General features: G+C 66.7%; 17 protein-coding genes and 1 pseudogene. 11 read left to right on the top strand and 7 right to left on the bottom strand.

The features are described 5' to 3' along the window. Nucleotide 1: 1 nt before the first annotated feature. Genes IEW98_RS10505 through rfbF form a run of 4 tightly spaced genes read right to left on the bottom strand, consistent with a single transcriptional unit; the run spans nucleotide 2 to nucleotide 4,435 of the window. On the bottom strand, nucleotides 2–1,237 hold the full coding sequence (locus tag IEW98_RS10505; RefSeq protein WP_188762894.1) for a class I SAM-dependent methyltransferase: 1,236 nt from the start codon (nucleotides 1,235–1,237) through the stop codon (nucleotides 2–4). Between the two features lie 18 nt (nucleotides 1,238–1,255). Continuing rightward, the gene (locus IEW98_RS10500; protein WP_188762893.1) at nucleotides 1,256–2,473 is read right to left on the bottom strand and encodes a DegT/DnrJ/EryC1/StrS family aminotransferase; all 1,218 of its coding nucleotides are present in this window, start codon (nucleotides 2,471–2,473) and stop codon (nucleotides 1,256–1,258) included. Continuing rightward, entirely contained in the window at nucleotides 2,464–3,630 is a 1,167-nt protein-coding gene (gene rfbG, locus IEW98_RS10495; RefSeq protein ID WP_188762892.1) for a CDP-glucose 4,6-dehydratase, read from the bottom strand. Before rfbG ends, IEW98_RS10500 begins: the two co-directional genes overlap by 10 nt. Continuing rightward, nucleotides 3,623–4,435 (bottom strand): glucose-1-phosphate cytidylyltransferase, encoded by an 813-nt coding sequence (gene rfbF / locus IEW98_RS10490; protein WP_188762891.1) that lies wholly within the window; start codon nucleotides 4,433–4,435, stop codon nucleotides 3,623–3,625. Before rfbF ends, rfbG begins: the two co-directional genes overlap by 8 nt. A gap of 355 nt (nucleotides 4,436–4,790) precedes the next feature. Here rfbF and IEW98_RS10485 point away from each other — a divergent pair, with 355 nt between their 5' ends. The 4 genes from IEW98_RS10485 (at nucleotide 4,791) to IEW98_RS10470 (ending at nucleotide 10,618) form a co-directional block, all read left to right on the top strand. Continuing rightward, nucleotides 4,791–6,128 (top strand): patatin-like phospholipase family protein, encoded by a 1,338-nt coding sequence (locus IEW98_RS10485; protein WP_188762890.1) that lies wholly within the window; start codon nucleotides 4,791–4,793, stop codon nucleotides 6,126–6,128. Beyond that, nucleotides 6,125–6,337 carry a hypothetical protein gene (locus tag IEW98_RS10480; RefSeq protein ID WP_188762889.1) on the top strand — a complete coding sequence of 71 codons (213 nt, stop codon included), beginning with the start codon at nucleotides 6,125–6,127 and terminating at the stop codon, nucleotides 6,335–6,337. Before IEW98_RS10485 ends, IEW98_RS10480 begins: the two co-directional genes overlap by 4 nt. A 48-nt stretch (nucleotides 6,338–6,385) precedes the next feature. Beyond that, entirely contained in the window at nucleotides 6,386–8,605 is a 2,220-nt protein-coding gene (locus IEW98_RS10475; RefSeq protein ID WP_188762888.1) for a hypothetical protein, read from the top strand. Nucleotides 8,606–8,695: 90 nt separating this feature from the next. Next, nucleotides 8,696–10,618: a hypothetical protein gene (locus IEW98_RS10470; RefSeq protein ID WP_188762887.1), complete on the top strand. Its 1,923-nt coding sequence runs from the start codon at nucleotides 8,696–8,698 to the stop codon at nucleotides 10,616–10,618. Nucleotides 10,619–10,740: 122 nt separating this feature from the next. Here IEW98_RS10470 and lov read toward each other — a convergent pair whose 3' ends face one another. The 3 genes from lov to IEW98_RS10455 form a co-directional block, all read right to left on the bottom strand. Further along, the gene (gene lov / locus IEW98_RS10465) at nucleotides 10,741–11,766 is read right to left on the bottom strand and encodes a blue-light-activated histidine kinase (RefSeq protein ID WP_188762886.1); all 1,026 of its coding nucleotides are present in this window, start codon (nucleotides 11,764–11,766) and stop codon (nucleotides 10,741–10,743) included. Between the two features lie 102 nt (nucleotides 11,767–11,868). After that, nucleotides 11,869–12,645, bottom strand: a complete 777-nt coding sequence (locus IEW98_RS10460; RefSeq protein WP_188762885.1) for an SDR family NAD(P)-dependent oxidoreductase — start codon at nucleotides 12,643–12,645, stop codon at nucleotides 11,869–11,871. 145 nt (nucleotides 12,646–12,790) lie between these two features. Further along, nucleotides 12,791–13,456 (bottom strand): RBBP9/YdeN family alpha/beta hydrolase, encoded by a 666-nt coding sequence (locus IEW98_RS10455; protein WP_188762884.1) that lies wholly within the window; start codon nucleotides 13,454–13,456, stop codon nucleotides 12,791–12,793. 396 nt (nucleotides 13,457–13,852) lie between these two features. Here IEW98_RS10455 and IEW98_RS16935 point away from each other — a divergent pair. From IEW98_RS16935 to IEW98_RS10425, 7 genes and pseudogenes are all read left to right on the top strand, one after another. Beyond that, nucleotides 13,853–14,176: pseudogene (locus IEW98_RS16935) on the top strand (2-oxoglutarate and iron-dependent oxygenase domain-containing protein); the annotation flags it as partial. A gap of 205 nt (nucleotides 14,177–14,381) precedes the next feature. Beyond that, entirely contained in the window at nucleotides 14,382–14,849 is a 468-nt protein-coding gene (locus IEW98_RS16175) for a 2OG-Fe(II) oxygenase family protein (RefSeq protein ID WP_207792554.1), read from the top strand. Between the two features lie 69 nt (nucleotides 14,850–14,918). Continuing rightward, a complete protein-coding gene (locus tag IEW98_RS10445; protein WP_188762883.1) occupies nucleotides 14,919–16,025 on the top strand; it encodes an LLM class flavin-dependent oxidoreductase in 1,107 nt (368 codons plus the stop codon). Nucleotides 16,026–16,233: 208 nt separating this feature from the next. Next, the gene (locus IEW98_RS10440) at nucleotides 16,234–18,471 is read left to right on the top strand and encodes a TonB-dependent receptor (protein ID WP_188762882.1); all 2,238 of its coding nucleotides are present in this window, start codon (nucleotides 16,234–16,236) and stop codon (nucleotides 18,469–18,471) included. Between the two features lie 302 nt (nucleotides 18,472–18,773). Further along, nucleotides 18,774–20,018 (top strand): peroxiredoxin family protein, encoded by a 1,245-nt coding sequence (locus IEW98_RS16765; RefSeq protein WP_188762881.1) that lies wholly within the window; start codon nucleotides 18,774–18,776, stop codon nucleotides 20,016–20,018. Nucleotides 20,019–20,148: 130 nt separating this feature from the next. Further along, on the top strand, nucleotides 20,149–20,985 hold the full coding sequence (locus IEW98_RS10430) for a LysR substrate-binding domain-containing protein (RefSeq protein ID WP_188762880.1): 837 nt from the start codon (nucleotides 20,149–20,151) through the stop codon (nucleotides 20,983–20,985). A gap of 104 nt (nucleotides 20,986–21,089) precedes the next feature. After that, the gene (locus IEW98_RS10425) at nucleotides 21,090–21,884 is read left to right on the top strand and encodes an ABC transporter permease (protein WP_188762879.1); all 795 of its coding nucleotides are present in this window, start codon (nucleotides 21,090–21,092) and stop codon (nucleotides 21,882–21,884) included.

Genomic DNA, 21,884 nt, shown 5'->3' with positions numbered 1-21,884 from the left:
ATCAGCCCACGAGCACCGGCCGCGGCAACGGCACCAAAAAGCGCCCGCCGCCGGCCTCGAAGGCATGCTGCTGCTCGCGGATCTCGTCGAAGAAGTTCCACGCCAGCACCAGCAGCACGTCCGGCCGCTCCGACCTGATCGCATCGGTATGCCGCACCGGCACCTTCATCCCCGGCGAATACAGGCCCTGCTTCAACGGGTTGCGATCGACAAGGAAATCGAGGTGCCCGGTGCCGATGTTGAAGTAATTGAGCAGCGTATTGCCCTTCGCCGGCGCGCCATAGCCGGCGATCTTGAGCCCCTGCCGCTTCAGATCATCGAGGATCGCCATCAGTTCGAGCCGAACATCGCCGATGCGCAGCGCGAAATCATCATAGGTCTTGGCGTCGAGCATCCCCTCGGACAGCTCCTCTTCGAGCATTTCGCCGACCATTTTCGTAGCCACGGCACCGACCGAACTCCGTTGCAGGAACACCCGCATCGATCCACCATGGACTCCGAGCCGCTCGACATCGACCAATTCCATGCCGACGAACCGCGCCAGCAGCGCGATCGAGCGCAGGCTGAATTCGGACAGATGCTCCTGGTAGACCGTGTCGAACTCGTTCTTGGCGAGCAGGTCCTTCGCCCATGGCACCTCGATCACGAAGGTCCCGTCGGGCGCCAGCAATGTGTCGATCCCCGCCATGAAGGCATGAAGATCGCCGATATGGTTGAAGGTATTGGTCGTCACGATGACCTTCGCCGCACCATATTGCGCCTTCAACTCGCGCGCGCTCGCCGAGTCGAAATAGCCGACATGGACATTGACTCCGCGTGTTGCCGCGATCTCCGCCAGATTCGCCGCCGGGTCCACACCCAGCGTCCGGCAGCCAAGTGCGTTCGCCGCCATCAGCATCAGCCCGTCGTTGCAGCCGATATCGACGATCAGCCCGGCACCCTCCCCGGTCCCGGCAATGCCCGCCAGCCGCTCGGCCAGCCCGGCGAAATGCCCATGCATCGTCGCCGCGCCCGACGGCACGTACAGATAATGCCGAAAGAAATCGGCCGGGATCTGGTCCTCGACCTGGATCAGCCCGCATTCGAGGCAGACCTCGGTATCGAGCGAAAACACCGGCTGTTTCAGGTGCAGGTCGGCGTGCGGCACGAACATGTTCGCCGGCGGATGATCGCCCATCGGCAGGAACCCATAGGGATCGGGTGCGAGGCAGGCGCGGCAGCGATGGGGGCCGGTCATTGTCATGATGCTCCTGTCCTATTCGGCGGCGTGAAGCCGGCTTGCCGACCGGTATCCGGCAGCAAAACCAGCAAAGGATTCGTGCATGAAATCGATCTGCTCGGGTTCGAGTCCATGGTGACAGGCGAGCAAGATGCCGCCGCGCATGACCGCATCGGCGACCGGATACCCCGCCGGCGACGCTCGCGAAATGACGTTCTTCATCACCGGCTGGCGCAGGATATTGCCGGTGAACACCGGCCGCGTCTGGATATCCTGCTTTTCGAGAAAGATCTGCAGGTCGCGCCGGCTGAACGGCGCACCGTCACGCAGCGTCAGCGCGAACGCCAGCCACCCGGTCCGTGCCGCCGGCAGCTGCTGCGGCAGGATGAACCATTCCTCGTATTCGGCAAAAAATGCCCGGTGCCGCGCAAAATTCGCCTCGCGCGCCTCGATGTTGGCGACCAGCTTGTCGAGCTGGACCAGCCCGAAAGCCGCCCCCATCTCGTTGGGCTCGAGGTTATAGCCGAGCTCCTCGAAAACGAACTTCGCATCGTACGGAATCCCGTCGAGCGTCACGTTGAAGCGGTTCTCGATCGTCTCCGACTGGCTGAACAGCGACGAACTTCGCCCCCACGACCGCAGCAACGTCCCGCGCCGCAGATGCTCGGGGTCGTCGACGCACAACATGCCGCCGGTGCCGCCAGCATTGATGACATGGCTGCCGTAAAAACTCGTCGTGCTGATATGCGCCCGCGACCCGGTGCTCCGCCCATGCAGCGTCGCCCCCAGCGTATCGGCGCTGTCCTCGACGACGGTCAGCCCATGGGCGTCGGCAATGGCGCGGATGCGGTCCCAATCGGGCAGATTGCCGATCAGCGACGGGATCATCATCGCCCGCGTCTGCGGCCCGATCATCGCCTCGATCTTGTCGACATCGATATTGTACGTCCCGGGCACCGCGTCGACGAAGGCCGGCACCAGGCCGTTCTGGATCAGCGGCGCCACCGTCGTGGCAAAGGTCAGCACCGGAGTGATGACCTCGCTGCCCGCCGGCAAATCGAGCAGCTTCACGGCGAGGAAATTCGCCGAGCTGCCGGAGTTCACCATGATGCCGTGCCGCTTGTCGAACAGCCGCGCGACACGGCGCTCCATCTCGCGGACACTGGCGCCCAATTGCGTCGACGTGCGCAGCACATTGACCACGGCTTCGATCTCGGGCTCGCCGTGGACGGTCTGGCCATAGTTCACGCGCATTGCTGACGATCTCCTGCAAATTCAAAACGGGAATGGCTGCGCGGGCGGTCGGCGAGCGCAGCCGCATCGATGAACGCCGCGATCTGCGCCCGGCTCAGCGCGCCCATGTCGTGGCGACCGTCCGCCCAATGGCGATACCAGTCGGTCGTCATCGCAATCGCCTGGCCAAGGTCGAGTGTCGGCCGCCAGCCGAGCCGCGCCGCCGCCTTGGCACTGTCCAGCCCGAGCAAACTCGCCTCGTGCGGCCCGCCATCGCTGCCGAAACCGAACCGCGGCCCACCCGGACCCCAGGCCCTTGCCGTCATCCCGGCAATCGTCTCGACATCGACATAGCCGCGCGGATCGGGCCCGAAATTCCAGGCCTCGGCCACATCGGCGCCGTCCTCGAGCAACCGCGCCGCCACCGTCAGATATCCCGACAGGGCATCGAGCACATGCTGCCACGGCCGCACGCTGCCCGGGTTGCGGATCAGCACCGGCGTGTCGGCGAGCACGGCGCGAACGATATCGGGCAGCAGCCGATCCGCCGACCAGTCTCCGCCGCCGATGACATTGCCGCCGCGCACCGTCGCCAGTTGCGGACCCTCGGCACCCGCAAAGAACGACCGCCGGTAACAGGCCGCGACAATCTCGGTGCAGGCCTTCGACGCGCTGTACGGATCGGCGCCGCCCAGAGCATCACTCTCCCGATATCCCCAAGCCCATTCGCGATTTTCATAGCATTTATCGGATGTTACCACGACGATCGCGCGCAACGACGGCATCCGCCGCGCCGCATCGAGCACCACCGCCGTACCAACCGTATTGGTCAGGAACGTATCGACCGGATCGGCATGCGACCGCCGCACGATCGCCTGCGCCGCCAGATGAAAGACGACCTCCGCATCGAAATCGCCGACCGCAGCCGCAAAACTTTCCGGTGACCGGATATCCCCGAACCGGCTATCGATCGCATCGGCAATGCCCGCCGCCTCGAACATCGAGGACCCCGGCTCCGGCGGCAGCGCCACGCCGACGACATGCGCGCCCAGCCGCGTCAGCCACAGCGCCAGCCAGCCACCCTTGAACCCGGTATGCCCGGTCAACAGCACGCGCCGACCCACCAGGGCCTCGCGAATGCGTGCTTCGTCGCACCCGGACTGCCACTGATCACGCATGCACGAGGCCCGGCTGAACCACGCGCTCGGGCGCGCCAGCAAACGCCAACCACGGCGGCACTGCATCGCACGCCAGCCCATCGAGCGTATCGCGATCGCGCACCGTATCCATCGGGTGCCAGAATCCGGTGTGCTTATACGCCATCAACTGGCCATCCTGCGCCAGCCGCGCCAACGGCGCCGATTCCAGCGGCTCGTCATCTGCCGAAAGATAATCCAGCACCCCCGGCTCGAAGACGAAATAGCCGCCATTGATCCAGGTCTCGTGCTTCTGCACCTTCTCGGTGAACTCGGTCACCTGGTCGCCATCCAGCTCGAGATTGCCGAACCGCGCCGGCGGCTGCACCGCGGTCACCGTCGCCAGCTTGCCGTGGCTGCGGTGAAACTTCAGCAGCGCATCGATGTCGACATTGCCGACGCCGTCCGAATAGGTGACCATGAATGTTTCGTCGGCCAGCCAGGTCCGCAGCCGCCGCAACCGCCCGCCGGTCATCGTCGACAGCCCGGTGTCGACCACCGAGACGCTCCAGTCGGTCACCCGGTTCGGCGCCAGCTTGAGCGCGCCGTCGCACAGCGCCACGGTGAAATCATTGTTCAGCAGGTGCAGGCCCTGGAAAAACCCCTTCATCTGCATCGCCTTGAAACCGCACGCGACGACGAAGTCGTGGTGGCCCCAATGGCTGTAGATATCCATGACATGCAGAATGATCGGCCGCCCGCCGACCTCGACCATCGGCTTGGGCACCCTCACGGTTTCCTCCGACAACCGGGAACCCAGCCCCCCGGCGAGCAGAACGACCTGCATCGAAAACCTCCCGTTCGGGAACTGCCACCAAAGTCTCGAATTCCCCCTGCAAGACAAACGCTAGTCGAACGCGATGTCAGGCCAAAAGCCGATTCAGGACATGATACTTTGGGATGCGGATCGGCCCGGCCCGGTCGGCAAATGCGAACATAGCAACAATAGTCGGACCGCTTCCGCTTCTATCGGCGCAAAATAGCAATCATCGCACGACCGCGCCGCAGCGCCGGCGCGCGCTGCCGGACTATGCTCGCGACCACTTTACAGGGGATGCCGAAATGGCAGGATCGACTGCAGCAGGACTGTGTGCGGCGGCGCGATGCCCCAGGTTCATCAACCCGGCAACCGGAGAAATGCCATGAGCCCTCGCCTCATCATGATCGCCGCGTTGCTGGCCGCCACCGGCTGCGCCCAGCAGCGCCTTGCCGGGCGAGCCTGCCCGCTGCGCACGCTCCCCGTCGAGATCGACGCCCTCGGCGACAGCAGCGAAGGCGCCCCCGCCGCCACCTACCGCGCCGCCGTCGAAGCCGCTGCCCAGTCAGCCCTCCAGCCGGACCGCGACCGGCAAAACGAAAGCACCCCCGCCGCTACTCCCGAAAACCTCGTCCTGTCGGGCGGCGGCAAATGGGGCGCGTTCGGCGCCGGTTTCCTCATCGCCTGGCCGAACCGCCCCAGCTTCGTCGCTGTCACCGGGGTCAGCACCGGCGCCCTGCAAAGCACCTTCGCCTTCCTCGGCAACGAGCCTGTCGCCGCCGACCGCGCCTATCCCGCCGCCCTCGATCTAGCCCTGCCGCCGGGCGCGCCCCAACCCGGCCAGGGCCGGCGCTACATCGACGACCTGCCGCTCGCCTACACCTTCGCCTCCTCCGATGCGATCGTCACCATCCTCGGCAACGAGCTTACCGCCGTCCGCAAGGGGGCGGCTGCCGATCTCGCCCCGCTGCGCCGCCGCCTCGACGCCATGATCGACCCCGAGACCCTGCGCCGCGTCGGCACCCAGGGCGCCACCGGCCGCGCGCTGTTCGTGGGGGTCGTCGATATGGACGACGGCCGTGCCTATGCCGTCGACATGACCGATCTCGGGCGCCGCGCGCTCGCCGAGCCGGCCGATGCCGAACGCTATCGCCAATGCTATATCGACGTCATGCTGGCGGCCTCCTCGGAGCCTCTGGCCGCCTTCCCGGTGTTCATCGCCAGCCAGCCCGGCAAACCCTTTCCGACCCGAATGTACATGGACGCCGGCCTGCGCAACGGCGTCTTTCTCCAGGAAATCCTGCGTCCCGACGGCACGCCCGAAACCGCCGCGCCCCGCCGCCCCCGCTTCAACACCAGCGTCATCGTCAACGGCCCGCTGGCAATCGAGGACCGCACACTCGATCCGAACGCCAAATGGGCCAGCGAATGGTCGCTGCTCTCGCTCGTCGGGCGCACCAAGGACATGCTGGTCAACCAGATCTACGAATTCTCGGTGCGCCGGGTGCGCGAGTTCGGCAGCGACAACGGCATCGTCCGGCTGCGCACCGCTCGCGGCTTCGAAGACCAGCCCTACAACAGCAGCACCTGCAAAGCGCTCCTCGACGCCGCCGCCGGCAACCCGTTCCCGCCGCCATTCATGCAGTGCCTGATCGCTTATGGCCGCGCCGCCGGTGCTGCGCCGAACTGGGAGTTCGTCAGCCCGCCGGCCACCACACCATGACCCCCGCCGAGGCCTCGGCAGTCGGAACCGCCATCAAGGCCGTCGGCGAGCTCGGCCCCGCCGTCCGCAGCCAGACCGGCAAATGGTCACGCGCCGCGCGCTGGGCGCGCACCACCGCGATGATCCTGCTGACGTTGATGCTGTTCTCCGCCGCCTATGTGCTGATCTTCAGCCGCGGCGTCGTCGAGGACACCCATCGCCGCAATTAAAGCGATCTCGCCGTCGCGGCGCGCGGTCTCGAAACCTGGCCGACGGACGTGCGGCAGCTCGCCCGCACCAATTTCGCCCGCAATCGCGCCAGGCCGGCGACGGCCGCCGAACAGGCCGAAGGCTGGCAATATGCGGCGCAGTTGCAGCATCCCGATCTCGGCACGCTGCGCATCCGCTATGCCATCGCCGGCGCGAACTGCCCGCAAGGCCAGGTCGACCCCGACACCGGCCGCGCAGTCAACGAACGCCGCGCCTTCGTCCGCTCGTCGCGCCCCGGTGCCGGCCAGGCCTTCATCGTCGCCTCGGCGCTTAGCTTTGATGAAATCTGGGCCGGCGACATGCCCGACGGTGCCAGGCTGGACCAGCAATCGCCCACCGCGCGCGCTGCTGCCGTCATGAAGACCAACCCGCCCGCCGGTGCCCTCCCTGCCCCTGCCCCCGCCCCCGCCCCGGCCGCAAAACCATCCCCGTCTGCGACCACGAAAGCCACCGCAACCGCCGGCACTGCGACCGCGACCGCCACCGCGAGCCCCGCAAACGCCGAGCCACTCGCCACCCAGCCCCGCATCTGCTTCCGCGTCGCCGTACCGCTCGATCGCCTGGTCGCCCTCGAACGCAGCGGCGAAGACTTTTCCCACCTGCTCGTCACCGATGCCCAAGGCCACATCTTCGCGTCCACAGGCGCCGGCGAGCTGCCGATCCGCAAGCTCGAAGACCTCCGCTTCTCGAGCCTCGGCACGCTCGGTTTCTTCAACACTGCCGGCACCAAGGCGTCGCCGCTCTCCGTCGGCCTGCTGCGTCGTCCCGGCGAGATCGAGATCGGCAACACCAGCTACACCGTCTACGCCCGCGCCTTCAGCCTGCCCGGCGTACCGCCGCCATGCATCGATACCGCCACTGACAGCGATCGGCTGACCACCGCCTGCTACGCCGTCACGCTGATGCCGGCCGAAAAGGTGCGCGCCCGCTGGTTCTCGCCGCCTCCGGCGCTGATCTTCGGCTTCGCCATCACCGTGCTGACGGCGCTGGCGCTGTTCCCGGCGCTGCGCCTGACGCTCATCGGCGCCAATGAATCGCTCCACGGGATCGAAGTCGCAGGCGTCGTCGCAGGCCTCCAGATGGCCGCCGGACTCGCTGCCTTGCTGCTGTTGTTCGCAATCGAGATCAGCACCGAACGCAATGCCGCCCGTGTCGAGGCGACGAAACTGGTCAACATGATGAGCACATCGGCTGGCAGCGAAATCGGCCGCGCCGTCGACATCGTGCAGGAAAAAGCCGCGCAGCTGCGACCCACGATTCCGAATAGAAATCCCCCGCCGGCCCCCACATACCCCGCGATAGACCCCAATGCCTGGGCACAAATAACGCGCCCCGACGAGATGGAATCCGACGCCGCGTTGCCCCGCGTCGAATCGATCGCCTTCTTCGACTGGAGCGGCCGCCAGGCGCCCAAGTCGCCCCTGATCAGCTACCGCGGCAATTCCGCCGTCCGTCCCGACATCGGACGCCGCGCCTATTTCACCGACCTCCAGCGCGGCGAGGATCTCGCGCCATCACCCCATGCCTGTACCCGGATCATCTACACCATCGATGTCATTCGCTCGCAGACCGACGGCATCGACAAGACCATCATGGCGGTCGACGCACGCTCCGCCCCCGGACCCTATGGTGTCCCGGCGGAAACTCCTGTCCGCAAGACCCCTCCGCCTGCCGACTGCACGCCCAACACCTTCCTCGATGGCGGTGCACTCGATGGCGCCTACCGCCTGCCGGTGCTGGTGCGCAGTTTCCTCGCTCCCGTGCTGCCGTACCCGTATCGCTTCCTCGTCGTCGATCGCAGCCGGCCCGACCTTCCGGTGCTGTTTCACACCGAACGCGAACGCGGCGGCGTTGATCAGTTCGCCGTGCAGCTCGGCAACCGCAGCGATATCCGCAACCGCCTGCGCACCCTGCCCGATCGTTACGCCGAGGCGCCCGAGCCGACGCCGCTCGCCTTCACGATCCCCTACGACGGCCGCAGCCAGCATTTCGTCGCGCAATCCGTGCCCGGCACCAATTGGGCGGTCGTCGTCTTTCACGCCGCCGACGATATCGACATCATCGCCGCGCAAGCCGGGCGCTGGACCCTGTTCCTGTGGGTCGCGGTCGGCGCCGCGGCGCTCGTCGTCATCATCATCACCGTCCGGCGCAGCGGCGCCAAGCACTGGTACAAGCCGTGGCAACCCACCCCGATCCGCGTCGGCGCGGCTACCGCACGCGGCCGCTAGCGCCGCTTCTGGCCGCACGAAGCCGCCGGCAATACCTATGCCGAACTGGTCCCCAAACTCGCCGGCGCTGCGTTGGCGATGGTCGCTGCCGTGGCCTTGTCCGGCCTTGCCGGCGTGCCCGGCCTCGGCGTGATCATCGTCGTCGCCATCGTGATCGCAGTCCTCGTCGTCACTGCCCGGCGTCTCGGCACGATCGATTCGGCCGATGCGCCACTGTCGCCGCTCACCCAGCGGCGTTTCACTCACTTTACTGCCGCATTGCTGATGTGCACCGCCGTCGCCCCCACTTTCGCCTTCTGGACCGACGCCCTCGCACTGACTTCGGCCGGGCGCGACGCCGGCGCCTACCGCGCCGCCGTCGAGGCCGTCGACGAGCGCAACCGCCAGACCGCCGCGATCCAGCAGGCCTTCTACGGCTTCGACCATGATCATCGCCGCCCCTCGGCCGACGAAGGCGCCGGCGTCTTTCCGCCGGTTGGCGATTCTCCCGCCGCCGCTTCAAAACCGCTGGTCCTTGTCAGTGCCGCGATCCGATCGCTCCAGGACAGCCTCTCCGACCCGGTCGCCGTGCTCTGCGACGCCGACACGACCGGCGCCATCTGCAACGCCGCCCCGGTTGCCATCACCGGTCGCCACCTGCCCCGGGCCTATCTCGCCGGGCTGGCGCCCTCGGCGGCAATGCTGCTGCGCCTCATCGCCATCTCCGCGCTCGCGCTCGGCATGGTCGCCGGCCTTGCCTGGTTTACCCGCCGCATATTCCGCTCGCTGCTCGGCTTCGAAGTCGCCCTTGCCCCGGCCCAACTGCCGATGCTGTGGCTCGGCACCACTGCCAATCCCGACCCTCATAAATACAATGAGCTCGGCGCCAAGTCCCTCCTTGTCGCCCCGCAACGCGCGCTGCGCGAATGGGTCCTCAACGGCGACAAGGCCAAGCTCGTCGATCTTGTCAGCGCCACCGGCAAGACGGCCGGCGCGGACGGCATCGAACGATGGCCCCCGCCCCCCGAGTGGGACAACAGGACTCGGATCGTCGCCTTCGGGCTCGAGCTCATCCTGCGCGATCCCGAACGCCGCCGCGCCGCGCTGGCCATCCTCGAACGACTGGCGGCGGATGCCGGCGCCCAGCGCTCGGGCAAAAGCCTCGTCGTCATCAGCGACCGCGCCCCGCTCGATCGCATACTCGACGCCTTCGATATCGAAAAACAGCGTAGCGACACCGAGGCGTCAGCTACGCAAAAGGCCCGCGAGGAACTGCGCTGGGCGCGGTTGTTCCAGGATTTCGCTACCTTCAATTTCGCCCCCGTCGACAAAATTGACAACAAGGCCGCCACCTTGATGGTCAAGCGCCTGGCACATGTTCGGAAATGGCCCCGCGCCACCCGCCAGGGCATCGCCGTCCTTATCGACGAAATGCGCTGGCTGCCCGGCAGCGTCATCGCCGGCGCCACCTTTCGCGATCTGGAATTCGAGGACCATGGCGGCCGGTTCCCGGTCGCTGCAAAGGCGTATCGCAACGCCTACACCGCCCCGGTCACCCGCTGGGCGTGCGAGATGCAACCCGCCTCCCCCGAAGCCGCCATCGACTACGCCTGGGGCGCCGTCATCGAATATTACCAGCAGTGCTGGTCGTCCTCGACCCATAGCGAACGGCTGGTCCTCGATGCTCTCGCCAAGGGCCGCTTCGTCAATTTCGTCGCTGCCCTCGCGCTGAAATCGCTCGTCCGCCGCGGGTTGGTGGTCCTCGACCCCGCCCCGCGGCTGATGAACGCCAGTTTTGCCGCCTTCGTCCGCCAGGCCGAGCGCCCCGAAACCCTCGCCACCTGGCGCGTCGAGCAACCCGACGGCGGCTGGGCCGCCGCCCGCCTGCCGATCGGCATCGGCCTTGCCGCCATGGTCGTCGCCCTCGCCTTCATCATCGGCTCCGACCAGAACCTCGCCGCCATGGTCCCTCTGCTCGCTGCCGGCGCACCGGCGCTGACGACGACATTCGCCAATCTTTTCAGGCGCTCCTGACCCAAGTTCTAAATGATCGCCCGGCCCTGCGCACCGTCGCCACCAAGGCCGTGCCGATCGTCCCGAAGCACTACACCCAGGTCAGGTCGGCGCGCCCGACTCGCAGACCGGCGCCGACTAAGTCAGGCTATCGCCGGCACCGCCAGGCACACCGTCAGACCCTCCGGGCGCCAATCCATCTCGAGCGACCCGCGCAACTGGCGTACCGCAATCGCTTCCATCAAGCGGATGCCGACCCCCTTCTGCGCTGGCAAGACCGGCTTCGGCCCGCCAGTCTCCGCAAAGCGGATCGTCGTCGCCTTCTCATCCCGTTGCCACGTCACATCGAGACCGCCCTGCGGCACCGACAGCGCGCCGTGCGCCACCACATTGCCCATCAGTTCGTGCAGCAGCAGCGCCAGCGGCTGCGCCTGCGCCGGGTCGATGGTGACTTCGCTCCCCGACAGCCGCACCTGCCGCGCCGTCCACGGCGTCAACCGCCGCCGGATGAGCATCGACAGCGGCACCTGTAGCCAGCGATGGTCCGCCAGCATCGAATGGGCGTCGGCCAGCGCCTCGACCCGCCCCATCACCATCCGCGCATAGTCCCGGGCGTCGTCGTTGCGCGTCAGCCGCACGATACCCTGCACCAGCGCCAGCGCATTCTGCGCCCGATGATCGACTTCCTTCAGCAAGGCATGTTCGGCCTGCTCGAGTTCGCGCGCCCGCCGGGCATCGGTGACATCGAGCTGCGAGGCGAAATAATACCGCATCACCCCGCCATCGTCGCGGATCGGGCTGATGTGCAGTTGGTTCCAGAACGCGCTGCCGTCCTTGCGATAATTCTTCAGCTGCCAGATGACGTTCTCGCCCGCAGCTACCGCATCCCGGATGACCGCCACGTCGGCGGGGTCGGTACCCGGTCCTTGCAGGAACCGGCAATTACGCCCGATCACCTCGTCAGCCGAATATCCGGTCAAATCAAGAAACGCCTGGTTGGCGAGGATGATCGGCGCATCGGGCTGTTGCGGGTCGGAAACCATCATCGGCATATGCGTCCGGTCGACTGCGATCAATGCCAGCTTGGCGCGGTCGGCCAGCCCCTGCGCCGATGCAGCTGCCGGAAACCCGGCATCGACGCCCGCGGCCTGTTCTCGAATTTCCGCCATAAGCCGTCTCAGCTCCTCGGCGAATTAACCCGCCGCTCCTTGATCTGGCTGCATAATTTCGGCGCACCGACAAAATCCGGTGCGCCGCAACCGACCGGGGCGTCACTCGGCGCTGCCCGGTTCCGCCATCTTGCGATGCTGTTCGGCGAGCACGGCCGCCGGCGTCACATGCGCCACCACTGCCTGCAGCTTGTTTTTCCAGCCCGACACGACATGCGCGTCGCCGGCCATCAACGCCGACCAGCCGTCGCGGGCCACGTCGGCCGGATCGGCCTTGTCCTGCACCCCGACCTTGGTATCGAGCATGTCGGCGCGATCGAAGAACTCGGTCTCCGTCGGCCCCGGTATCAGCGTCGTGATGGTGACGCCGTCGCTCTCCTTCAACTCGTTGCGAAGCGCGTCCGCAAAACTGTCGATGAACGCCTTGCTGCCGTTATAGACGGCCTGGAAGCTGCCCGGGATAAACCCGGCAATCGAGCCCGTGACCAGCACCTTGCCCGCGTTGCGCGCCACCATCGGGGGCAGCACCTTGTGCAGAAGGTACAATGTCCCGGTGATATTGGTGTCCACGACAGCTCGCCAGTCATCGACATCCTGCTCGAGAAAACCATGCCCCAGCCCGCGCCCGGCATTGGCACAGACAAGGTCGATCGTCCGCCCCGCCGCGCACTCGAGCAACGCATCGACACCTGCCGGCGTCGACAAGTCGACCTGCAACGCCTGCACATCGACGTTGCGCGTCCGCAAGTCGGCCGCTGCGTCTTCGATCAGGCCCTCGTCGGCCGCAATAATCAGGTCATAACCGTCGTCGGCGGCAAGGTGCGCAAGCTCGAAACCGATACCTGTCGAGGCGCCGGTGATAATCGCAAGTTTGGACATGAAGGGCTCCAGTCAAGCAAAGGTTCGGCGTTCCAAACCCATGCCCGCGAAGCCCGGTTCCTGCCCTGCCCGGAATGCCAAGCGACATAACGGCACAGCCCGTCCCGCAACGAAAACTGGAAAATGCTGCACCCGCAGCACCGCTCTAACGCGCGAACGGCACCACATTCACCCCGACCGCCGCCGTGCGTGTCACCGCGTGATCGAAAGCGCCCTCGCGGCGACCACCATCCAGCCTCAGCGGCGCCGCGACCTTGGCCATCAACGCCCAGCCCTCCTGCCAGGCGCCAAGGTCGGAATCAGCTCCCAGATGCCCGCTGCGCCCGGCATCGACACATTCGCCGCCCCAGAATCGCGCCAGCAACTGGGCATGGTAATAGCCGCAACTAGGGTCGTCCTGCCCCGCCACTACGGCAAGGTGGAACGGCAACATGCCCTTGGGCACTGGCCCGAAACCCGCCATCCTATGATCGGCAATCCCGGCATCGAGGTTCGGCGGCGCGACCAGCAATGCCCCGGCAATCTTCGAGCCGAACGCCGGCCGCTCGAGCGCCGCCCACCATGCGACCGCATGACAACCCAGCCCGTGTGCCGCGAGCACCACCGGCTGGTCGGCAGCATCGATCGCCGCCGCAAGCCGCGACACCCAGTCCAGCCGGTCGGGCGTGGGCGACCCGCCCATCTCGACCCGGCGCACATCGCTATGCTGTGATTCCCAAATCGTCTGCCAATGGCCGGGGCCGCTGCCATCGATGTCGGGAACAATGAGAATCAGGGGCGTCGTTGCCAATCGGGGATCCAATGAAGCCATTGTCGCTCTCCTTGCCTGGGACCCTCAAGATAACTCAACCTATTCACTAGGCAAAGACCCCGGAACCGCCGAGGCGACAAAATGAGGCGAAACTACGGCATGACGAATTTACAGTTGACTGTGGCTCTCCGGCACCACTGAAAACCCGGGCGCCGGGCTGCCAGCATGTCCCACACCGCATGCCGAGTCGGTGCAGTTCACCAGTTTTAATCAAACTTAACAGCAACTTCTCGTCAATGTGCATAGCCGGACTAACCACGCCAACGTTCTCCCCAACAGCCCAACTCCTGATCGTCACCCCGGCGAAGGCCGGGGCCCATCTCCCGCCCCTTCCAAAGCAACGCCCCGATCTCGCCTCATTTCACCCAAGCCCCAACCTGCCCTACACTCCTCCCCATGACACCCAAACTTCCCCAGATCGACATGTCGCCCCTATTCGGTACCGACCCCGCATCCCGCGCCCAAATCGCCCGCGCCATCGACACCGCCTGCCGCGACCACGGCTTCTTCTACATCACCGGCCACGGCATCACTCCCGCCACCTTCACCGCCCTGGAATCCGCCGCCCGCACCTTCTTCGCCCTGCCGCCCACCGAAAAAGCCCGCATCGCCATGCCCCTCGGCGGCCGCGCCTGGCGCGGCTGGTTCCCCCTCCACGGCGAACTCACCTCCGGCGCCCCCGACGGCAAGGAAGGCCTCTACCTCGGCGAGGAACTCGGCCCCGAAGACCGCCGCGTCGCCGCAAACTGGCCCCTCCACGGCGCCAACCTCTGGCCCGCCGCCGTCCCCGAGCTCCGTCCCGCCGTCGAAGCCTGGACCGCCGCCGCCACCCGCGCCGCCCACGCCCTCGCATCGGGCATGGCCCAAGCCCTCGGCCTCGATCCCGACTATTTCACCCGCCACTACACCGCCGACCCGACCATGATTGTTCCGCATCTTCCGCTACCCACCCGGCGAAACCGGCTTCGGCGTCGGCGAGCATACCGACTACGGTCTGCTCACCCTCCTCGCCCAGGATCAGCACGGCGGCCTGGAAATCCGCACCCCCACCGGCTGGTTGTCGGCGCCGCCCATCCCCGGCGCCCTCATCGTCAACATCGGCGACATGCTCGATCGCCTCACCGGCGGCGTCTGGCGCTCGACCCCCCACCGCGTCGTCAACAATTCCGGCCACGAGCGCCTCTCATGGCCGCTGTTCTTCGATCCCGCCTTCGACGCTGTCGTCGAGCCCCTCCCCGGCTTCCCCCCCCGAAAGCGACGACCAGCGCTGGGACGGCGCCAGCGTCCACGACCCCATCGGCACTTACAGAGATTACCTCCTCGCCAAGGTCGGCAAGGTCTTCCCCGACCTCGCCGCCACCACGACCGGATAGCGCCGCTAATAAGCAGTTGAGCAAATCGCGTTGGTCGCAAGGCGCGGCGCGGCCCACTCTACGGGCATCCTCTCCTGCGGAGTCCCGACATGACCAACAAATCCCCCATCGAATTCATCGGCTATATCGCCCCCCACGAGGCCAGCGAGATCCGCCCCCTGCAAGGTCCTGCCTTCGACCCCGACTATCTCGTCCGCGTCGCCCGCGCCCATGAAGACGGCGACTTCGACCGCGTGCTCACCGCGTTCAGCTCGCGCTCGCCCGAATCCATCCTCGTCGCCCAGCACGCGCTCGGCGCCACCACCCGCCTCCAGGCGCTCATCGCTCATCGCCCCGGCTTCACCGCCCCGACCATCGCCGCGCGCCAGCTCGCCACCCTCGATCACCTCAGCAACGGCCGCGTCGCCGTCCACATCATTACCGGCGGCAGCGACGAGGAGCTCCAGCAGGACGGCGACCGCACCACCAAGGACGAGCGCTACGCCCGCACCAGCGAATATCTCGACATCGTCCGCCAGGAATGGACCAGCGCCGAACCCTTCGACTACGACGGCAAATTCTACCAGGTCCGCCAGGGCTTCGGCGGCATCAAGCCGCTGCAACAGCCGCACATCCCGATCTTCTTCGGCGGCCAGTCCGACGCCGCCTACCCCGTCGCCGGCAAGCACGCCGATGTCTATGCGCTCTGGGGCGAAACCCACGCCCAGGTCCGCGAGACCATCGCCCGCGTCCGCGCCGCCGCCGCCCCTCATGGCCGAACCCCGCGCTTTTCGCTCTCCCTCCGCCCCATCCTCGCCGATACCGAGGACAAGGCCTGGGCCCGCGCCGAATCGATCAAGCAGCGCGTCAAGGATCTGCGCGACGCCGCCGGCCTGAAAGCCGCCGGCCATGCCCCGCCCAACGCCGGCTCGCAGCGCCTGCTCGATGCCGCCGCGCAAGGCGAACGCCTCGACAAGCGCCTGTGGACCGGCGTTGCCGCACTCACCGGTGCCGCCGGCAACTCGACCTCGCTCGTCGGCGATCCCGACCAGGTCGCCGACGCCCTGCTCGACTATTGGGACCTCGGCGTCACCACCTTCCTCATCCGCGGCTTCGACCCCCTCGACGACGCCATCGACTATGGCCGCAACCTCATCCCCCGCGTCCGCACGCTGGTGGCAGAACGCGCCACCCAACGCCCCGCCAAGGCAGCCTGACCCATGACGCCGGCTGGATCAATTCCCCAAAACGCCTCCAGCCGGCAGCAATGGTCGTCGACAACACAACATCGTCGAAGGGAAACCGCATTGCCTTCCCTGATAACCGCCGATGACCAACTGAAATAAGACTATCGGAAACTCTCGTTTTTCTTCGCGCTCGACAACCTTCACCACCCTTGCACCAACTTCACCGCAAGGGTTCATCATGGTCTTCCGCCGCTTCTTCCTCGCCACTAGTGCCTTCGCGGCGCTATCCACCCCCGCCCGTGCCCAGCAAATCGCCGCCCTCGAAGCCGACACCGCCGCCGACGAGCTTGTCGTCACCGACCGCCGCGACAACCGCGACACCGAAGTCCAGAAAACCCCCATCGCCATCACCAGCCTGTCGGGCCTCAAGCTCGAACAGCAAGGCATCACCAGCGTCCGCGAGCTCGGCAACATCGCGCCGAACCTGTTTCAATCGCGCGTCGCCGTCTCCTACCTAAACACGCAACTCTTCATCCGCGGCATCGGCGAACCCGATGCCCAGGGCAAGCCCTCGGTCGCCGTCTATATCGACGGCGTCTATCTCCCCAAGAACGTCGGCCTCAACCAGGAACTCCTCGATATCGATCGCGTCGAGGTGCTGCGCGGCCCACAAGGCCAGGATGGTGGCCACGCCGCACCCGCCGGCGTGCTCTCGATTACCACGATCGACCCCGGCGACACCCCGCAGTTCCGCGTCCAGGCCTCGTACGGCAACTGGAACGACGCCCGCCTGTCGTTCCTCGCGGCAGGCAAGCTGACCGGAAATCTCTACGGCAGCCTCACCGCCGGCTACCACCGCCGCGACGGCTTCAACCGCAACACCACTGTCGGTCGCGACGTTAATGACGTCGATTACTTCTCCGGTCGCGCCAAGCTCCGCCTCGCCGTCACCGAGGATTTCGACCTCAAGCTGACCGTCGGCGGCATCCGCGATCGCAGCACCTCGCGCGGCGTCCAGGACCTGCTCACCGGCGACAAGACCTCGCGCAACCAGGTCTTCCCCGAAAACAGCTTCGACCAGCTCAACGCATCGCTCAACGCCGACTGGCGCGTCGATGACAACACCCGCATTTCCTTGCTGCTGTCGGCCTATGGCTTCGACCAATCCGCCTGGTTCGACAATAGCGGCGACTTCCACGGCCGCGGCAGCCAGTTCGCCCGCTACGAGGACCGCACATACCAAACCGAGCTCAAGCTGAGCCATACTTCCGAGAGTTTCGACGTCTCCGCCGGCGTCTTCGGCTACCGCGAGGAATGGTTCACCAACCGCCGCGCCAACACCGCCGCCAACGCGACAAACGACCCGGCGCTCATCCGCTACCGCCCGGTCTACACGCTGATCCAGCAGAACAACGACATCTGGGCCGGCTTCGCCGAGGGCGTCGCCCGCGTCGGCCCGCGCCTCACCCTCACCGCCGGCGCCCGCCTGCAATGGGAACACCGCACCAACGGCAACCAGCTCTACAACCTCGTCGCCGCCGCGCCCTTCCAGTCGACCGCCGCCAACTTCCTGGCAATCCTCAACGCCCCGCCGCAGGCCTTGGTCTGGTCGACCCAGGCCTCGCACAGCTGGACGACATTCCAGCCCAAGGTCGCCGCCGAATATGCGTTCACCGACGACGCCCGGGTCTATGCCACCATCGGCCGCGGCGACAAGTCCGCCGGCTTCGACTACCGCGCCCAGACCCCGACCCCGACCGGCTTCCGCCAGGCCGAAATCCCCTTCGACCCCGAAAAAATTACCAACTACGAAGTCGGCTTCAAGTTCGCCACCGCCGACCACAAGCTGCGCCTCAACGCCGCCGCCTTCTACATCAACTTCGACGATATCCAGCTCAGCACCAACGACCCCGTCGCCCTCGTCACCCGCCGCTACAACGCCGGCAAGGGCTCGACCCGCGGCGTCGAGCTCGAAGCCAATCTCCAGCCCAGCCAGAACCTTCAGGTCGATGCCTCGGCATCATACCTCAAGGCCCGCCTCGACGAATTCAGCGGCACCGTCACCCGCAGCGTCTTCCCCAATGGCTTCACCCTCAACACCTCGCCCTTCCCCGGCGCCGTCCTCCCCAACGCCCCCGAGTTCCAGGCCCGCGCCGCCGCCAGCTGGATTCTCCCCGCCCCCGGACCCGGCCGCTGGAGCCTCCACTCCGACATCAACTTCCAATCCAAAAGCTACACCGACGCCAACAACAATCCCAGCGCCCAGCTCCCCGACCAGACCTACATCAACGGCCAACTCCGCTGGGCCTCCGACAACGACCGCTGGAACGCCAGCCTCGCCGTCCGCAACCTGACCAACGCGCAGTACGCCCTCCCCCCCGGCTATTCCCCGGCCACCAACGGCACACCGCTGTTCCGCACCACCAACTACAACGACCCCCGCACCATCCTCCTCACGCTAGGCTGTCGCATCTGATTGTCATCCCGGGCTCGACTCGGGACCCAGCTACTCCTCTGCAGCCACAGGGCCCCTACCCTCCCAACCTGTCACCCCAGCGAAGGCTGGGGTCCAGTCCCGCGCTCTCCGGCAAAGCGTTAACAGACCCACCAAGCTCCACCCAATTATTAAACCTATTAAACAAGTAGGACTTTACCCACCGAAAGAATCCCTGATTCGGCGCAGCCCGCGCCCTGCGTCACTCTCCCATCAAACGCGGTCCATCCGCAGGGAGCCCGACATATGGCCAACACCATCGCCGCCCACCGGTTCACCGCCTGATGCACCGCCGTTTCGACTATTGGTTCTGGCGCGGCCTGACCGCGATCGTCTTCGCCGGCACCATCGCCATGTGCTTCGTCAGCCCCGTCCGCGCCGCCCCCAGCGCCTATGGCATTTGGCGCATCGCCCTCGATCACCCCGGCGGCCCCCTGCCCTTCGGCCTCGAGATCGCCCACGGCAAAGCCGGCCCCACCGCATATATCCTCAACCCGCCAGAACGCCTGCGCGTCGAAAGCATCCGCGTCGACGGCGACACCATCACCCTCGCCTTTCCATCGTACAGCTCGCGCATCATCCTCAAGCGCGGCGCCGACGACAAACTCACCGGCGAAGCCCAGCTTACCCGCCGCTCCGGCCCGGTCACCCTCGCCGCCAGCGGCAGCCGCGGCGCCTATCGCTTCACCCCATCCCCCGCCCGCGCCGCCGCCGACCTGACCGGCGCCTGGGTCGTCGAAACCGGCGGTGACAGCCCGAAAAAGGGCCTCGCCCAGCTCAAGCAGGTCGGCAACAAGGTCAGCGGCTCGGTCCAGTTTGCCACCGGCGACACCCGCTACCTCGCCGGCGAGATCTCCGGCAACGCCCTCGCCCTCTCGACCTTCGACGGCAACAGCTCGTCGATCTGGAAAGGCACGCTTGCCGGCACCACCCTCACCGGCGGACAGTACGGCGCCACCAGCACCGCCCCCAGCGGCTGGAAAGCCGTCCGCTCGAAAGACCCCAGCTTCGAAGCCGTCGCCGTCGAAAAGCCCGTCGCCGACCGCCTCGCCTTCAAATTCCCCACCAGCACCGGCAAGTTCATCTCGCTCACCGACCCCCGCTACAAGGGCAAGGTCGTCGTCGTCACCCTCGGCGGCGCCTGGTGCCCCAATTGCCACGACGAAGCGCTGTTCATCGGCCCTTACGCCGCCCGCCGCCAGAAGGACGGCCTCGAAGTCATCGGCCTCCAATTCGAATATGGCGACGACCAACCCCGCGCCTTCAAGCAGCTCGACAGCTTCTCGAAACGCTACAAACTGACCTACCCCCTCGTCCTCGCCGGCCAGCCAACCCCCGAAAGCTCGAAGGCCGCGCTCGGCGCCCTCGGCCCGGTCAAGGTCTACCCGTCGACGATCTTCATCGGCCGCGATGGCCGCGTCCGCGAAGTCCATGTCGGCTGGGCCGGCCCCGCCACCGGTGCGCTCAACGTCAAGGCCAAGCGCGAATTCGACGAAACCGTCTCCCGCCTCCTGCGCGAAAAAGCCTGAAGGAGCGGACGATGCGCTCTGTCGGTGTCAGCCCGCTCCCCCGCCCGGCCATCCCACGCAAGTATATGATGTGGGTGGCCGGGTGGGGGAGCGGGCTGGCACCGACCCCGCGTCAGCGCATCAAAAACTGATGCCGGTCAATCTCCCGACATCGCTGCTCCGCAGTTTCGTCGCCATCGTCGAATCGGGCTCGATGCTTTCGGCCACCGAGCAGGTCTTCGTCACCCAGTCGGCGCTCAGCCTGCAGATCAAGCGCCTCGAGGAGCTCGTCCAGCAGGCGCTGTTCGTTCGCGAAGGCCGCAAGCTCGTCCTCACCGCCCCCGGTGACGTCCTGCTCGGCTATGCTCGCCGCCTGCTCAGCCTCCACGACGAGGCCCTGCTCTCGGTCAAGGGCGGCGGCTTCTCCGGCCCGGTCCGCTTCGGCACCGTCCAGGATTTCGCTGAAACGTTCCTCACCGGCATCCTCGCCCGCTTCGCCGAGCTTCACCCCGACAGCCATGTCTATGCGCGCGTCGCCGGCACCGCCGAGCTTCAGACCCTGCTGGAGCGCGGGCAACTCGATGTCCTCGTCGGCTTCTCCGCCACCGACGATCCCGCCACCATCCGCACCGCCCCGATGCGCTGGTACGGCGACGAAGCCCTGCTCGATCGCCGGCCACTCCCGCTCGCCGTCCTCGAAAAGCCGTGCCGCTTCCGCGAGGCCGCCCTCAACAGCCTCGACGCCCGCGACATTCCCTATCGCATCGCCGTCGAGACCCCCAATCTCTCGACCCTGCGCAGCGCCGTCGAAGCCGGCCTCGGCCTCACCGCGCGCACCGATCTCTTCCTAAAGGGCTTCTCGCCGCTCGATACCCAGGCGCTGCCCACCCTGCCGCAAGTCTCGTGCATCATGCAAAGCACCAACGCCCACGCCAAGGCCGTCGACCGCCTCGCCGGCCTGACCCGCAACGTCCTGGAAACGCTGTAGGACTCGTTCCTATCAACACCGCTTCACAGTCGTATCAGATAGTCTCGTTTGTGCCCGGCGCCGCCAACCCGCATTCCTGACTCTCACCAAAAAGGCCTCCGACCATGACCACGGCCGCCGCCATTCCGAACGCCCCGAGCCGGTTTCGCCTGCCCCGCCGTGCCGTCTCGCCGCTGATCCTCATCGCCCTGTGGGAAATCGGCAGCCGCATCGGCCTGATCCCCGCCCGCATCCTCGCCGCTCCCAGCCAGGTCGTCGCCACATTGTTCGACATGATCGCCTCGGGCGAGCTCCAGTCCAACCTCGTCGTCTCGCTCGGCCGTGCCCTCACCGGCCTGGCGCTTGGCGGATTCATCGGCGGCGGCCTCGCCATCATCGCCGGGCTATCGAAGCGCGGTGAACTCGCCGTCGATCCGCCCGTTCAGATGCTCCGCACCCTACCCGTCCTCGCGCTGGTGCAGCTGTTCATCGTCTGGTTCGGCATCGGCGAGACGCCCAAGATCCTGCTCATCGCGCTCGGCGTCAGCTTCCCGATCTACCTCAATCTCTACAACGGCATCCGCGGCGTCGACCCCAAGCTCATCGAGGCCGCCCGCACCTTCGGCCTGTCGGGTCCCGCCCTTATCCGCCACGTCATCCTGCCCGGCGCCATGCCCAGCCTGCTCCTCGGCCTCCGCATGGCCCTCACCGTCTCCTGGCTGCTCCTCGTCATCGCCGAGCAGATCAACGCGTCCGCCGGCCTCGGCTATCTCATCAACAACGCCCGCGACTTCCTGCAGACCGACGTCATCGTCGTCTGCCTGCTCGTCTATGCCGCCATCGGCCTGACGGCCGACGCCGGCGTCCGCGCCCTCGAATCCCGCGCCCTCGCCTGGCGCCCGTCGCTAATAAAAGGATAG

This window comes from Sandarakinorhabdus glacialis, assembly GCF_014643455.1.
Lineage (GTDB): Bacteria > Pseudomonadota > Alphaproteobacteria > Sphingomonadales > Sphingomonadaceae > Sandarakinorhabdus > Sandarakinorhabdus glacialis.
The sequence above is the reverse complement of the archived record's forward strand: the minus strand, read 5'-3'. Positions and strand labels throughout refer to the sequence as shown.